Source organism: Mesorhizobium sp. USDA 3734, assembly GCF_056279665.1.
Window position 1 is genome coordinate 1,501,421 of record NZ_JBWCCW010000001.1, and the last position, 13,798, is coordinate 1,515,218.

Sequence of the window (13,798 nt, forward strand, 5' to 3'; positions counted from 1 at the left end):
AAGACGAAACCAAGAAATGCCGTCTATTCGAAAGTTTTTCTTTACTGAGAGACGCGCACCAGGACGTCCGGGTTCATCGTGCCCAGCGGATCGAACGCACCCTTGAGCCGCGCCATGAGCTCTCGCTCCACCAGGCCGCGATTGCGGTCGGCCATGACGATTTTTGCCCGGCCAAGCCCGTGCTCGGCTGCAAAGCTGCCGCCCATCTGGGTGGCAAGAGATGACAGCGCCTCGGCGAACAGCTCTGCCTTGCCGTCGAAATCGGCACGACCTTCCGGCGGAGACAAATTGTAATGGATGTTTCCGTCGCCAAGGTGCCCGAACGGGTTTATCCGCACGCCGGGAAGAATGCCGCCGCAGATCTTCGCGCCTGCCTCGACGAAACGGGCGATTGCACCTGGAGGCACCGAGATGTCGTGCTTGACCTGCTCGCCTTCCAGCCTCTGTCCCTCCGGTTGCTCCTCGCGCAGCCGCCAGAATTGCGCCCGATGCGCACCCGTCGCCGCCAGCGCGCCGTCGCGGACCAGGCCCTGTTCCACGCCCCATTCCAGCGCCGAAGCCAGGATCTCGTCCAAGGGAACACGTAGCGACCCCGATGCCAGTTCCACCAGCAGATAGACGTCGCCGCGTGTCTCCAGTTGGTAGGCAAGGTCGGGCAAATGCTTGAGCGCCAGTTGCAGGCCGAAATCGGAGAAGAATTCGAGGCCAGTCAGGAATTCCCCGGCCTCGGCGCGCAGGAAAGCGCCGAACGAAACGGCGGCGGCAAAGCCGGGCAGGACCAGAAGGGCGCTCGCCTGCTGCCGAGGCTTGGGATAGAGCCGCAGGATCGCGCGGGTGACGATGCCGAGCGTGCCTTCCGCGCCGCAGAACAGCTTGCGCAGCTGATAGCCGGCATTGTCCTTCTGCACCGCGCGCAGTCCATCCCAGACCTTGCCATCGGGCGTCACGACTTCGAGACCCAGGACGAGATCCTGCATCATGCCGTAGCGGAAAGCCTGGCTGCCGCCGGCATTGGTGCCGATCAGGCCGCCGATCCTGGCGCTCCCTTCCGCGCCGAGATGCATTGGAAACATCAGGCCATCCGGTTCCAGCGCCTGGTGCAGCGCGGCCAGCACGACGCCGGCCTCGACGACGATCGATCCGCTGTCCAGATCCGGATTCCCGATCGCCGTCATGCGGGAAAGCGAGACGACCACCGCATTCGACTGCTGGGCGACGGCGGCGCCGCAAAGCCCGGTGTTTCCGCCTTGCGGCACCACTGCCAGTCCGACCTCTCGGCATAGCTTGACGACACTGGCAACCTGCGACGTATCCGCGGGCCTGGCAACGCCCAGAGGTGCGACGCCATAGCGATTGAGCCAATCGCGCCGGTAAGGCTCGGCATCGCTGCCCGAAAGCCAGCCTTTCGGCCCGAGAATCTCGTGCAATGCGGCGGCGGGATCAATCATGGAGATGCCTGAGGGCGTGCGGCGCGGCGCATTCGGAGCGTTGCTTTCAATCAATGACCCAGCACCTGCGACAGGAATTCTCGGGTGCGCTCGTTGCGGGAAGAGGTGAAGAACTCGTCCGGAGGCGCCTCATCGAGAATCTCGCCTCCATCCATGAAAATCACCCGATCGGCGACCCGGCGCGCAAAGCCCATCTCATGGGTCACGCAGATCATCGTCATGCCCTCGGAGGCGAGCGTAACCATCACGTCGAGCACTTCGGAGACCATTTCCGGATCGAGCGCCGAGGTCGGCTCGTCGAACAGCATGATCTGCGGCTGCATGCAAAGAGCGCGCGCGATCGCCACCCGCTGCTGCTGACCGCCGGACAATTGGCTGGGATATTTCATGGCCTGCTCTGGAATGCGCACCTTTTCCAGGTAGCGCCTGGCGGTCGCCTCGGCTTGCGCTTGCGGCTGCTTGCGCACGATCATCGGGGAGATCATGCAGTTCTCCAGCACCGTCATGTGCGGAAACAGGTTGAAGTGCTGGAACACCATTCCGACCTCGCGCCTGATCTCGTCGATGTTGCCGACATCGTCGTTGAGCTCGGTGCCGAGCACCTCGATGCGGCCGCCATTGTGCTGCTCGAGGCGGTTGATGCAGCGGATCATGGTCGACTTGCCGGAGCCTGAGGGGCCGCAGACGACGATTTTTTCGCCCCGTTGCACGGAAAGGTTTATCCCGCGCAGCGCGTGGAACGTGCCGTAGTATTTGTCGAGGTTTTCGATGCGGAGCGCCGGCCCAGCGGTCGAATTGGTCGAGATCACCTGCACGCCTCCTTACCGTTCGCTGACCGACATGCGGCGCTCGAGAAAGGCGCCATAGCGGGACAGGCTGAAGACGAAGATGAAGTAGATGAAAGCGATGAAGGCATAGACTTCGACATAGGCGAAGCGCCATTCGCCGGTGCCGTAGGCGGCATTGCCGGAAGCCAGGATCTCGAAGAAGCCGACGATGACCACCAGCGAGGTCTCCTTGAACGAGATGACGAACTGGTTGATCGTCGCCGGCATTGCGTTGCGCATGGCCTGAGGCAACAGGATTCGACTGATGCGTTGCCAATAGCGCATGCCAAGCGCCATGGCAGCCTCCTCCTGTCCTGTCGCAACGCCCTGCATGCCGCCTCTCACGATCTCGGCCTGATAGGCAGAGAAGAACAGAGCGGAGCCGAGGATCACCCGGTAGAGCTTGTCGCCCTGCAGCCATTGCGGCAGCGCGAACGGCAGAACAACGGCAAAGGTGAAGAGGATCGATATCAACGGAAGCGAGCGGACCCCGTCGATGATCAGGCCGGTGGTGCGCGAAATCCAGGGCAGCTCCGACCGGCGCAGCAAAGCGAGGCAAATGGCCAGCGGGAAGCCGATCAGGCAGGTGGTCACGAAGATGAACAGGGTCAATGCCAGCCCGCCCCAGGCTTCCTCGCCGACATGGGCAAGACCAAGCACGCCGCCTTTCATCAACACGTAGAAAAGGGTGGTTCCGGCTCCCCATACCAGCGCGATGCGGCGGCCGGTCCAGAATGCCGGGATACAGCTCAGCACCGTCATCACCACCACGACCACGCAGGCCAGGGCCGAACGCCATTGTTCTTCATAGGGATAGAGGCCGAAGAAGATGATCCGCCATCTCGCTGCGATGACCGACCAGCAGGCTCCCGCCGCCGCCTGACAGGCTTCGGGCCCGCCACTGGTGGTGAAGACAGCCGAGAAAACCGCCCAATTCAGCAGCTGCCAGGCCAGGAAGACCATGATCGTCAGGCAGGCCAGCGACAACACCGCCTGAAGCGGCGTCGCGAAGAAGCGTCGCCTCAGATCCTCGAGCCTGCCGGGAGCGGGTGGGAGCGACAACGACCATCTCCATCTCTCAGCCCCTCAGTTGATTGCCCTTGAGGGCAATGGCCTTGTTGATGCGATTGAAGACGGCGGCAAGGCTGAGATTGATGGCGAGGAAGCCTGCCATCAGGATGCCGATCGCTTCGAGGGTCTGCCCGGAATGGTTGATCGTCAGCGCCACGATCATGAAGAAGTCGGTGAAGCCCACGGCGATGCCCATCGTGGTCGCCTTCATCAGCCAGACATACTGGTTGGCAAGGATCGGCAGCATGGCGCGCAGCGCCAGCGGCAGCCGCACCAGCGTGAAGACCCGCCAGGGGCTGAGGCCCAGGGAAAGTGCCGCCTCGACCTGGCCGGTGCCAACAGCCTTGAAGCCTCCGCGTACGATCTCCGCGATGTAGGAGCCGCCATAGATCGCGATGGCAATGGCGAGTGTGGCGAACTCCGGCGGGATACGCAGGCCGCCTCTCAAATTGAGGCCTTGCAGGGCAGGGAAGTCCAGCAGCGGCGTATCCGGCAGACGTCCGACGGCCAGAATGATGGCCGCGCAAGCCAGCGCCACCGCGGCGGCGGCAAACTGGATGGTGCGCCGCTGGCCGATGGGCTGCGCAAGGCGCGACGTCCTGCCCAGCCAGGCCGGCAGCACGATGGCCGCGATGACAGCCACCGTGGCTGCGGCAAACGCGGCACTGCCGACGTTCGGGAATGGGATGTAGAGCCCCCGGCTGGTGAGCAGGAAGCCCCAGGCTTCGTGCGCGCTGCGCGGCGTCGGCAGGTGCGTGATGATCGCGTACCAGAAGAAGACCTGGAGGATCAGCGGGATGTTTCGAAAGATGTCCACATAGGTGCGACCGAGCAGCCGCGCCAAATCGTTCGAAGATGTCCGCGCCAGGCCGACGATCGTTCCCACGATCGTCGCCAGTATCAGGCCGACGCTGCCCAGGAACAGCGTGTTGATGATGCCGATGAGGAAGTACCACCAATAGGGATCATTGGCCGTGGCGGGCAGCAGCGAGAAATTCACATCCCAACCCGTCGACTTGAACAGAAAGTCGAATCCGGAGGTGATCCCCTGGTCAGCCAGGTTGCGGCGCGCGATCACGATGCCGGCAAGCACCATCGCGGCGATCGAGCCGACATAGAGGACCTGCAACAGCGCGTTGCGGACCTTTTGATTTCTCAGCAGGCTGACCATCCAAAGATCCTTGCCGAATTGTCGCCGGCCCCGCCCGGCAAGTGCCGGGCGGGGCCTGAAGCGGGATGCGTTCAAATTTGCCTAGCCGCATTTCTGCGACGCCAAATGATTTCATTTGGCTGCAAAAAAATGCTCCAACGGATCAGTCGATCACCAGCGGGAACAGGACACCGCCATTGTTCCACAAATTGGTCAGCTCGCGGTCCATCTTGTAGGGCGAGTCCTTGCCAAGGTCGCGCTCGAAGATCTCGCCGTAATTGCCGACGTTCTTGATCACCTTGTAGGCCCAGTCGTCATCGAGACCGAGACCCTTGCCCATGCCTGGCGTGACGCCGAGGAACTTGGCGACTTGCGGCGACGTCGGCTTGGCCTTGATCTCATCGACATTCTTGGAGGTGATGCCTTCCTGCTCGGCGAAGATCAGGGTGCTCAGCGTCCAGTTGGCGATGTCGACCCAGTTATCGTCGCCTTGCCGCATGATCATGACTTCAGGCTCGACGGCGAGCACATCGGGCAGGATGACATGGTCGTCGACCTTGCTCTTGGCGATGCGCGCAATGGCCAGCGTCGGGCCCCACTGCGCATAGAGATCGCAGCGTCCCGAGAAATAGGCCTGCTCGAGCTCCTCCGTCTTTTCGATGAGCACGGGTTCGAGCTTGATGCCAAGCTTGGCCGTATAGGCCGCGACCTGCTGTTCCTGCGACGTGCCGGCGGGAATGCAGATCGTGCCGCCAGCGGCATCCTTGAGCGACTTGAGGTTGAGCTCCTTGTGCGCCATCACCTTGGTGGTTCCGAGGTAATAGGACATGGAAAATTGCAGCCCGAGCTCGGTGTCTCGGCTGAGCGTGCCGCCCGACGCCTTGATGATGATGTCGACATCGCCCGACTGCAGGGACGGCCAGCGCTGCGCCCAGCTGATCGGAACGACCTTCAGCTTTGCCGGGTCGCCGAGCACGGCCGTGGCCACCGCCCGGCAGAGATCGATGTCCATGCCTTTCCAGTTGCCCTTGTCGTCGACTTCGGCGAAGCCGAGATAGGATCCGTCATGGCCGGTGCAGTTGAGCACGCCGCGCGCCTTGACGGCTTCCAGCGTCTTGCCGCCGGCTGCTTCTGCCGGCGCTGCAAAATGCACAAGTCCAAGGGCCATGGCCGCGGCCCCCCATTTCATCGTCTTCATGTTCCGTCTCCACTGTTGAGGTTGTTTGGTTTCTTGTTGTTGGAGGTCCGAAAGTTTTCTTTCGGAGCTCGGTCTCAAAGCCGCTCCTAGTCGGAAAGCGGGGTCGGTTTCGGCACGGAGGAAATCTTCAGATCGCTGCCCCAGTCCTGCTGGGCGAGCCATCGATGAAGGGCAGCGACCGCCTTCACGCGCAGGTGCCCGCGCGGGACGATCAGGTAGAACCCAGGAACTTCCTCCGGCCGCATATCGGCAAGGGCGTCGCGGCCAACCGGCGCGACCAGCGCGCCCGACCTCAAATCTTCCTCGGCGTCGATGACGGAGACCAGACCGACGCCGATGCCTTGCAGGGTTGCACGGCGCATGGTTGCGGCATCGTCGAAGCTGATGCTTCGGTTGCCATCCGTCTGCTCGATGGCAAGGTGCCGTAAAATGTCCGGCCAAAGGCGCTTCGACTTGACGGTGTCCAGCAAGGTGAACAGCGTCAGGTCCTGCGCCGACTTGATGCTTTCGCCGATGGCCGGGGTGCAGCAGATGACCTTGGGATCCGGCACCAGCAGGATGGTCTCGTAGTCCGACCAATTGCCGTAGCCCCACTGGACGGTCATATCGATGTCGTCGCGTCCGAAATCGGGCAGGTCGACCATCGTCGTCAGGCGCAGATCCGCACCCGGCAATATCTCCCGGAACAGGGATAGCCGAGGCAGCAGATAGTGGGTCGCGAAGTAGGGGCTCGCATTCAGGTTGATGCGGTCCCGATAGTTCGACTTGGTGACGCGGCGAACGCCTTCGGAAAACTCGTCGAACCCGGCTTTGACATAGTGCGAGAGAAGGATGGCCGATTCTGTCAATTCGACCGACCGCCCCTTGCGCTCGAACAGCGTCACCTGAAGCGTATCCTCCAGAAGCTTGATCTGCTGTCCGACGGCCTGCGGCGTGACCAGCAATTCGTCCGCCGCCTGCCGAAAACTCTTGTGCTGCGCGACGGCGTGGAAAACGCGAAGCGCGTTCAGCGACGGAAGGCGGAGCTTGCCGGTCATCGTGTATTCCACCTCCTTTCGCTTGCGTTCCTGTTGGACAAATCAGCGCCGCAGGCACCGCGAAGATAGTTCAGGCGTATATGTAACCACCTGAAACAATTACATTTTCTCCGGTCATGTAGGTATTCTTAGGACCACCCGTCATGAGCACCCACTCGGCAATCTCCGTTGGCTCGGCACCACGACCCAGCGGACTTGCCTTGGCCAGTTCCTCCAGGAAGCCGAGGGCCTTGGCCCGCTCCGTGGCCATGCCTGCGGGGGCCACCGAATTGACCAGGATCCCGTGTTTTGCGACGTCATGGGCAAAGGAGCGCGTGAGGCTGACCACGGCGGCCTTGGTTGCCGCATAGTGGGCGTTCTGCGGATGCGCCTTGAAGGCGTCGACGGAGGTCAGGTTCACGATCCGCCCGCGCACATGGCTCTTCGGCTCCTGCGACTGCATGTGGCGAACGGCCGCCACCATCATGTGGTAGGTGCCCTTGATGTTGATGCCATTGGAGGCATCCCAATCGGCGTCGCTGATCTCGAGGAGCGGACGGCGAGGGTAGATCGCGGCGCAATTGATCAATGTGTCGATACGCCCGAGCTTCGAAACGATGGCGTCGAAGGCGGCGTGGCACTGAGGGCCGATCTGGATGTCGCATGGGGCGGTCGCGGTCGGCAGCCCGTTGGCCTTTGCTGGTTCCAGCGCGGCTTCGGCGGCTTCCTGGTTGATGTCGATGATGCCGATCTTTGCCGCTCCGGCTTCGACAGCCATCCGGGCCAAAAGCGCGCCGAGGCCGGCGCCGCCGCCTACGATCAGAACGGAGAGATCCTTCATTCCAGTTTTCCTTACTTGCTGCCGCTTGGCGAGGTCGGCCAGGTCGGCATGATGTCGAAACGGGTAACGTCAGCCCATGCGGGCAGGCCGAGGACCGCGACGACCATTCTGGCCACGTCATCCGGCTGCACCACTTTGCTGGCGTACATAGCCGCGCGCGCCTTGGCGTCGAGGATGTCCTGGTAGAGCTGCGTCTCGACACGACCGGCGACGATCTCGGTGACGCGTATACCTGATGGGGAGAGGTCGGCGCGCAACGCGGCGGCAAAACCGGAGATCGCCGCCTTGGTGGCTGAATAGACGGCAATGTTGGAATATGCCGCGTGGCCCGCGGTGGAGCCGGTAAACAGGACGTGGCCGGACTTGCGCTCGCGCATCTGTGGGACGACGAGGCGGGTGAGCAGGATTGCCGCGCTGAGGTTCACCTCCAGCGTGGTGTCGATGTCGGCGATCTTCATGTCGGCGAAATTGCCCAGCGGCGGCATGATCCCGGCATTGTTGATCAGCACGTCGATGGTCAGATCCGCCAGAACAGCCTCCAGCGCCTCGCGATCGGTGACATCGACGGCAATGGGCACGATGCCGGATCGCTCGGCCTGCAGCTCCTTGAGCGCGGACTGGCTGCGCCCGACCGCATAGACATCATAGCCGGCGTCGGTCAGTGCGATCGCCATGGCCCGCCCTATGCCGCTCGTTGCACCTGTGATGAAGGCTGTCGTCACGTGGGGCTTCCCTGATTGCCTAGTTTCAGTCTGCGGCCTGGGCCGATGCCGCGAAACCAAGAAAACCAGCAAAAAGGAAAGATAAACTTTCGAAAGCCCATTCAGCCTGCAAAACCTCCTAGGGTGCCCGGGCGATCGCGGAAGCCGCAAACCCAAGGAAACGCCGGGAGAATGGCGCTTTCAACGCGTGGGGAAACGGGTGCCGCTGGTCAGCGGAGCAAAAACAAGGCTTTCGCTATGCGTGGCCGATCTGGTCCACGCGCCTGTGCATGCGAAGCGAAGTCGCCGGCCTTACCCGCCTGTCTAAGCAGGCCTCTTCATATCGGTAAAGAGCGAGGCCGCAGCCGCCTTCTGCTCGGCCTCTGTCGCCGCGACGCCCGAAGCCCGGGCCAAGGCGCGCACGCGCCCGAGGCTGTTGTGCAGGTGCTTGCGCATCGCCTGGCGAGCAGCGCGACCGTCCTGCCTTTCAATGGCGTCCACGATGGTTTTGTGTTCGTTGTGGATGCGTGCGTAGTAGCTGTCCTTGAGCGCTGACGTGACCACATAGTCCAGTTGAAAGCGCGGAACGATCATCGGCCTGAGATAGCTTAGGAAGCCGTGGATGAATTCGTTGCGCGCGGCTTTGGCGATCGCCAGATGGAAATCATAGTCGTAATGGATCTGTACGACAGCGGGATCCGCTTGCTGGGCGTCGACCTGTTCCATCAGGGCCCGGATTGCATTCGCCTCCGCGTCGGTGCGCCGTTCCGCGCACAGCCCGGCGGACTCCACTTCGACGCTCAATCTCAGTTCGAGCAAGGCAATGGTTTCCGGCAAGGTCCTGAGAGCCTCGTCCGGTATCGAGAAATTGCGTGGCGCCGGCGTTTCGCTGACGAACATACCGCGGCCTTGCTGCGGCACCACCATGCCTTCGGATCGCAGCCGCGCCACCGCTTCCCGCACCACCGTGCGGCTGACGTCGTATTCGGCGCAGAGCTCGGCTTCTGTCGGCAATTGTGCGCCGGGCAGCAGCTGCCCGGAGCGGATCTTTTCGGACAGGCTCTCGGCCACGACAGTGGAAAGTGGCTTGCGCTTCGTCATCAGTGTTCCTCAGTCCGATGCCAGATGCAGGATGATGCCCGAACCGGCAAGGCCATTCAAACCGCCGCGGTGACGATCAGCTCGACCAGCATTCCGGGCTTGGCCATGCGCCCTTCGCCGGAAGAGCGCGCCGGTGCGTGCTCCTTCGGCATCCATGCGTCCCAGACCGTGTTGACTTCGTCGAAATCCCTGATGTCGTCCAGCCACATCTGCACGTGAAGGATGCGGGTCTTGTCCGTACCAGCCTTAGCAAGCAGGACGTCGACCTTGCCGAGCGCCTCGCGCATCTGGTCGGCGGCGGACTGACCCGGCTTTGCGACCTGGCCGGTGAGGTAGAGGGTGCCATTGTGGATGACCCCGTGGTGGATGCGGGTGTCGAAGTCGAAGCGCTTGATGTCACTCACTGGATTGTCCTTGTCAGATTTCCGGCCTCCGCCGGATGGGGTCAGATTTCCGGCCTCCGCCGGAAGAGTCAGATTGCCGGCGTCGGGCGGATGGGGTTTCCCTGCAGATATTGCGCGTAGGGCGCCTGAACGAGCCAGCCGGCGTCGACGGGCAGGGTCACACCGGTTATCGACGCGGCCCGGTCCGAGCAGAGGAACAGGGCCGCCTCGGCAACGTCGCGCGGCTCGACGAAACGGCGTAGCGCGGTGGTCGCCCGGATGGCTTCGGGGTTGCGCTCTCCCTTGGCTATCCTGGCTTTCAGCCCGTCCGAAAGCGTGTAGCCAGGTGCCACCGCATTCACCCGCACCCCGTGCGGGCCGAGCTCGGCGGCCAGGATCTGGGTCAAGGCCAGAACGGCATGCTTTCCGGGCGTGTAGGCAGGCAGGGACAGCGGCGCGAAAGAGGCCAATGAGCCGACATTCAGGATGGCGCCTCGCCCGGCAGCCGACATCAGCCGGCCAAAGATCTGGCAACCCAGCAGGGTGCCGCGATAATTCACCCGCCACATCCTCTCGTCCTCGTCCAGATCCTGGTCGAGGACGTGCTTGCCGCTCTGCAGGATGCCGGCGCAATTGACGACGATTTGAGGTGTGCCGAACGCAGCGCTGACGGCCTGCGCCAGCGCTTCCACCGAGCCGGATTCGGCAACATCGGTTTGGACGAACAGCGCGCGCGGTGCGCCCGCCGCCTCGCAAGCGCCAACCGCCTCCTTGCCCCGTGCCGCATCCCTGCCGGCGACCACCACGTGGTAGCCGTCCTCGGCGAAGCGCAGCGCTATCGCGCGTCCGATACCGGAAGTGCCGCCAATGACGACGGCCGTCAATGTCTCAGCCATTGCCGCGGCCCTTGCGCTCGATGTCGAAGAATTCGGACATGGCCCGGACCTGGAAATCCATCATCGGACGCCCCGGTTGAACGCGGCAGCCAGCCTCTTTCGCCGCCCGCAGCAGGGCGGTCTCGGCGGGCTCCATGATGATGTCGACGACCGTCATGTCCGGGGTCAGCCGGCTCACATCCAGCGGCAGCGGGTCGCCGGCATGCATGCCGACCGGCGTGGCGTTGATGGCCATATGCATGCCGGAAGGCTCGGCCTCTCCGACCTGGATGCGGCATTTGGGGAAGACCTGCGCAACCAACGCCGCCAGTTTTTCGGCGCGACCGGTATCGATGTCGGCGAGGCGGATCTCTTCCGCGCCGGCTTCCGCGAGACAATAGGCCAGGGACGCGCCGGCACCACCGGCGCCGACCTGGAGGATGCGGCGGCCGGCAATTTGATGCCCGCCTGCGTTGAGGCCATCGATAAAGCCGACGCCGTCGAAATTGTCGGCGTACCAGCTTCCATCCGGCTGGCGGCGTACCGAGTTGGCGCTTTGCACGCGCGCGGCGCGGTCGTGAGCGGCAGTGCATTTGTGATAGACCGCGACCTTGTAGGGCACCGAGATGATGACGCCCCTTATGTTCTCGGCCGCCGTGATGCCGGCCCAGAAGGTTTCGAAATCCTCCGGGCGGCAGCTCAACGGCACCATGAGGCTGTCGAGCCCCTTCTGCTCGAAGATCTCGTTGAATATGCCGGGGCTCTTGGCATGTGCCACGGGATGGGCCAGCATCACGAAGATGTCGGCCTTGCCGGTTCCGCGCATCGGTTCACTCCTTTTCTTTTGACAATTCATGGGCGTTGAGGATCTCCAGCGCCTGGACGAGGGACGAGTGGCCGTTCTCAAACCCTGCACGAAGGTTGGTGCGCATTGCATCTTGCAGCAAATTATTGCCATATGATATAGGACATCATACAAATTTCAACGTCCTTTCGCTCATCGGAGACTGTTCGCAAAATGCAAGAGCGCCTCAACACGTTGAAGGCTGCCGTGTCGGCCGGCCGGGCTCATATCGGCATCTGGTGCTCTCTGGCTTCCGCCCTCACCACCGAGATCGTTGCCGGCTCCGGAGCCGGTTGGGTGCTGATCGATGGCGAACACAGTCCCAACCATCTGCGCAGCATCATGGCGCAGCTGCAGGTCATGGGCGGCTTCGATAGCGAGGCCGTCGTCAGGCTGCCTTCCGACGATTCCAATCTGATCAAGCAGGCCCTGGATATCGGTGCACGCAGCCTGATGATCCCCAATGTGCGGACGGCCGATCAGGCCCGCGCCATTGTCGCGGCCATGACCTATGCGCCTGGCGGGTCTCGCGGCTTCTCGGTCGGTCATCGTGCCAACGCGTTCGGCCGTATCGCCGGCTACCATGCCAAGGCGCGTGAGCAGCAGCTTCTCGCCGTGCAGATCGAGGATGAATTGGGCGTTGCCAATGCTGCCGAGATCGCGGCGGTGGACGGCGTCGACGTTCTCTTCGTCGGGCCCGGCGACCTCTCGACCAATATGGGCGCGATGGGCAATCCTGGGGCCGCACACGTTCAAGAAGCGATCGCCTCGGTTCGCAAGGCAGCAACAGCGGCAGGCAAGGCCAGCGGAATCCTGGCTCCCGCAAAGACCGATGCCGACCGCTACCTCGCCGACGGCTTCACCATGGTTGCCGTCGGTTCCGACCTCGGCCTGCTTGCGCGGGGCTCGGATGCCCTGATCGCTTCGTTCAACCAATAGGCCGGAGACAGAATATGGCGATCCCCCCTTACAAAGCGCCGTCGCGCACCGTCTACGACATCGTCATCGTCGGCGGCGCCGTCGTCGGTTCGTCGACCGCCTACTGGCTGAGCCGGGCACTGGGCAGCGGCGCTTCGATCCTCGTGGTCGAACGCGACTCGAGCTATGAGTTCTCGTCGACGGCGCTCTCCACCAGCGCGATCCGTCAGCAATATTCCAATCCGATCAATGTGAAGATCAGCCAGTTCGGCATCGAGATCATCCGCGGGTTCCAGGAGCGTATGGCACCTTTCTACAAGGACGAACCGGCGCCCGACCTCGGCTTCAAGGAGCATGGATATCTCTACTGCTGTTCACCTGACGGCGTCGAAGCAGCGCGCGAGCGCGTCGACCTGCAGCGCAGTCTCGGCGCCCACACGGTGTTCCTCGAGCCGGGCCCGCTGAAGGATCGCTTTCCCTGGCTCAATGTGGAGGATCTCGGCGGCGGTTCCTGGGGGGCCCGGGAAGAGGGCTGGTTCGATTCCATGGGGCTGTTGAACGGTTTCCGCCGCGCCGCCCGCGCCAGCGGCGTCGAGTATATCGACAATGCCGTGACGGGGCTGGATATCGCCGATGAGCGGGTCGTCTCGGTGCGCCTCGCGACCGGCCAGACGGTTCGTTGCGGAACATTGGTCAACGCTGCGGGCCCGCGCGCGCAACAGGTCGCCGCCATGGCCGGCCTGTCGATCCCGGTCGCGCCCTACAAGCGCTACAGCTTCGTCTTCGCCAGCACCAACCCGATCCCCGGCCGGATGCCCAATGTCATCGACCTTTCCGGTACATTCGTGCGTCCCGAAGGCGAACTTTTTCTCACCGGCAACACGCCGCAAGGCGACGGGCCGGCCGGCTACGATGACTTTGAAATGCACCATGAAGAGTTCGACGACTACATCTGGCCGGCGCTCTGGCATCGCATTCCGTCCTTCGATGCACTCAAGGTCCAGACCAGCTGGACTGGCCACTACGAGTACAACATGCTCGACCACAACGGCATCGTCGGCTTCCACCCGCAGGTGACGAATTTCATGTTTGCCAACGGCTTTTCAGGGCACGGGCTGCAACAGTCGCCAGCCGTGGGTCGGGCCGTTTCAGAACTCATCGTTCACGGATCTTTCCAGACGCTCGACCTGTCGCCGTTCTGTTACGAGCGCATAGAGCGCAACGAGCCGTTCCTGGAAGAGGCAGTGATTTGAGATCGGTTCACCTGTGTTTATTCAAGGGAAGAATCGATGAATCCTTGTGCCCGTGAAGCGGGCTGCGGATGCGAATGTGAAGGTTCGCGTCAAGGCTGACGGTTCGCGGTGGAAGCGGGCTGAAGGAAGTCGGCAAGGCGAAAGAAATCATCGTCGTCTCCATTGGCCCGCG

Annotated in this window: 14 protein-coding genes; 2 read left to right on the forward strand and 12 right to left on the reverse strand. The window is 62.8% G+C overall.

Features of this window, described 5'->3' with window-relative positions:
* Nucleotides 1-41: 41 nt before the first annotated feature.
* From ACZ89F_RS07085 to ACZ89F_RS07140, 12 genes are all read right to left on the reverse strand, one after another.
* The gene (locus ACZ89F_RS07085; RefSeq protein ID WP_476091035.1) at nucleotides 42-1,448 is read right to left on the reverse strand and encodes an FAD-binding oxidoreductase; all 1,407 of its coding nucleotides are present in this window, start codon (nucleotides 1,446-1,448) and stop codon (nucleotides 42-44) included.
* A 50-nt stretch (nucleotides 1,449-1,498) separates the two neighbouring features.
* Nucleotides 1,499-2,257 carry an amino acid ABC transporter ATP-binding protein gene (locus ACZ89F_RS07090; protein WP_476091036.1) on the reverse strand — a complete coding sequence of 253 codons (759 nt, stop codon included), beginning with the start codon at nucleotides 2,255-2,257 and terminating at the stop codon, nucleotides 1,499-1,501.
* Between the two features lie 12 nt (nucleotides 2,258-2,269).
* Entirely contained in the window at nucleotides 2,270-3,337 is a 1,068-nt protein-coding gene (locus tag ACZ89F_RS07095) for an amino acid ABC transporter permease (RefSeq protein ID WP_476091037.1), read from the reverse strand.
* A 16-nt stretch (nucleotides 3,338-3,353) separates the two neighbouring features.
* Nucleotides 3,354-4,517, reverse strand: a complete 1,164-nt coding sequence (locus tag ACZ89F_RS07100) for an ABC transporter permease subunit (RefSeq protein WP_476091038.1) — start codon at nucleotides 4,515-4,517, stop codon at nucleotides 3,354-3,356.
* A 142-nt stretch (nucleotides 4,518-4,659) separates the two neighbouring features.
* Complete coding sequence (locus ACZ89F_RS07105) at nucleotides 4,660-5,694, reverse strand: amino acid ABC transporter substrate-binding protein (RefSeq protein WP_126070000.1); 1,035 nt, start codon at nucleotides 5,692-5,694, stop codon at nucleotides 4,660-4,662.
* An 86-nt stretch (nucleotides 5,695-5,780) separates the two neighbouring features.
* Nucleotides 5,781-6,731 carry a LysR substrate-binding domain-containing protein gene (locus ACZ89F_RS07110; protein ID WP_476091039.1) on the reverse strand — a complete coding sequence of 317 codons (951 nt, stop codon included), beginning with the start codon at nucleotides 6,729-6,731 and terminating at the stop codon, nucleotides 5,781-5,783.
* A 70-nt stretch (nucleotides 6,732-6,801) separates the two neighbouring features.
* Nucleotides 6,802-7,551, reverse strand: coding sequence for an SDR family NAD(P)-dependent oxidoreductase (locus tag ACZ89F_RS07115; RefSeq protein ID WP_476091040.1), 750 nt, complete (start codon nucleotides 7,549-7,551; stop codon nucleotides 6,802-6,804).
* A gap of 11 nt (nucleotides 7,552-7,562) precedes the next feature.
* Nucleotides 7,563-8,273 carry an SDR family oxidoreductase gene (locus ACZ89F_RS07120; protein WP_476091041.1) on the reverse strand — a complete coding sequence of 237 codons (711 nt, stop codon included), beginning with the start codon at nucleotides 8,271-8,273 and terminating at the stop codon, nucleotides 7,563-7,565.
* Nucleotides 8,274-8,576: 303 nt separating this feature from the next.
* Nucleotides 8,577-9,353, reverse strand: a complete 777-nt coding sequence (locus ACZ89F_RS07125; protein WP_476091042.1) for a FadR/GntR family transcriptional regulator — start codon at nucleotides 9,351-9,353, stop codon at nucleotides 8,577-8,579.
* A gap of 56 nt (nucleotides 9,354-9,409) precedes the next feature.
* Nucleotides 9,410-9,757 (reverse strand): RidA family protein, encoded by a 348-nt coding sequence (locus tag ACZ89F_RS07130; protein ID WP_109660178.1) that lies wholly within the window; start codon nucleotides 9,755-9,757, stop codon nucleotides 9,410-9,412.
* Nucleotides 9,758-9,825: 68 nt separating this feature from the next.
* Nucleotides 9,826-10,632 carry an SDR family NAD(P)-dependent oxidoreductase gene (locus ACZ89F_RS07135; RefSeq protein WP_476091043.1) on the reverse strand — a complete coding sequence of 269 codons (807 nt, stop codon included), beginning with the start codon at nucleotides 10,630-10,632 and terminating at the stop codon, nucleotides 9,826-9,828.
* The gene (locus tag ACZ89F_RS07140; RefSeq protein WP_476091044.1) at nucleotides 10,625-11,437 is read right to left on the reverse strand and encodes a shikimate dehydrogenase family protein; all 813 of its coding nucleotides are present in this window, start codon (nucleotides 11,435-11,437) and stop codon (nucleotides 10,625-10,627) included. The genes ACZ89F_RS07135 and ACZ89F_RS07140 overlap by 8 nt, the downstream gene beginning before the upstream one ends.
* Nucleotides 11,438-11,629: 192 nt before the next feature.
* Between ACZ89F_RS07140 and ACZ89F_RS07145 the strand changes: the two genes are divergently transcribed.
* Both ACZ89F_RS07145 and ACZ89F_RS07150 read left to right on the forward strand, forming a co-directional pair.
* On the forward strand, nucleotides 11,630-12,394 hold the full coding sequence (locus tag ACZ89F_RS07145) for an HpcH/HpaI aldolase family protein (RefSeq protein WP_476091045.1): 765 nt from the start codon (nucleotides 11,630-11,632) through the stop codon (nucleotides 12,392-12,394).
* 14 nt (nucleotides 12,395-12,408) lie between these two features.
* The gene (locus ACZ89F_RS07150; protein ID WP_476091046.1) at nucleotides 12,409-13,626 is read left to right on the forward strand and encodes an NAD(P)/FAD-dependent oxidoreductase; all 1,218 of its coding nucleotides are present in this window, start codon (nucleotides 12,409-12,411) and stop codon (nucleotides 13,624-13,626) included.
* The last annotated feature ends 172 nt before the right edge of the window (nucleotides 13,627-13,798 follow it).

Coding starts and splice junctions, on each gene's coding strand:
- ACZ89F_RS07085 (WP_476091035.1), bottom strand. CDS start 1,448: ATGATTGATCCCGCCGCCGCATTGCACGAGATTCTCGGGCCGAAAGGC.
- ACZ89F_RS07100 (WP_476091038.1), bottom strand. CDS start 4,517: ATGGTCAGCCTGCTGAGAAATCAAAAGGTCCGCAACGCGCTGTTGCAG.
- ACZ89F_RS07105 (WP_126070000.1), bottom strand. CDS start 5,694: ATGAAGACGATGAAATGGGGGGCCGCGGCCATGGCCCTTGGACTTGTG.
- ACZ89F_RS07110 (WP_476091039.1), bottom strand. CDS start 6,731: ATGACCGGCAAGCTCCGCCTTCCGTCGCTGAACGCGCTTCGCGTTTTC.
- ACZ89F_RS07115 (WP_476091040.1), bottom strand. CDS start 7,551: ATGAAGGATCTCTCCGTTCTGATCGTAGGCGGCGGCGCCGGCCTCGGC.
- ACZ89F_RS07125 (WP_476091042.1), bottom strand. CDS start 9,353: ATGACGAAGCGCAAGCCACTTTCCACTGTCGTGGCCGAGAGCCTGTCC.
- ACZ89F_RS07135 (WP_476091043.1), bottom strand. CDS start 10,632: ATGGCTGAGACATTGACGGCCGTCGTCATTGGCGGCACTTCCGGTATC.
- ACZ89F_RS07140 (WP_476091044.1), bottom strand. CDS start 11,437: ATGCGCGGAACCGGCAAGGCCGACATCTTCGTGATGCTGGCCCATCCC.
- ACZ89F_RS07145 (WP_476091045.1), top strand. CDS start 11,630: ATGCAAGAGCGCCTCAACACGTTGAAGGCTGCCGTGTCGGCCGGCCGG.
- ACZ89F_RS07150 (WP_476091046.1), top strand. CDS start 12,409: ATGGCGATCCCCCCTTACAAAGCGCCGTCGCGCACCGTCTACGACATC.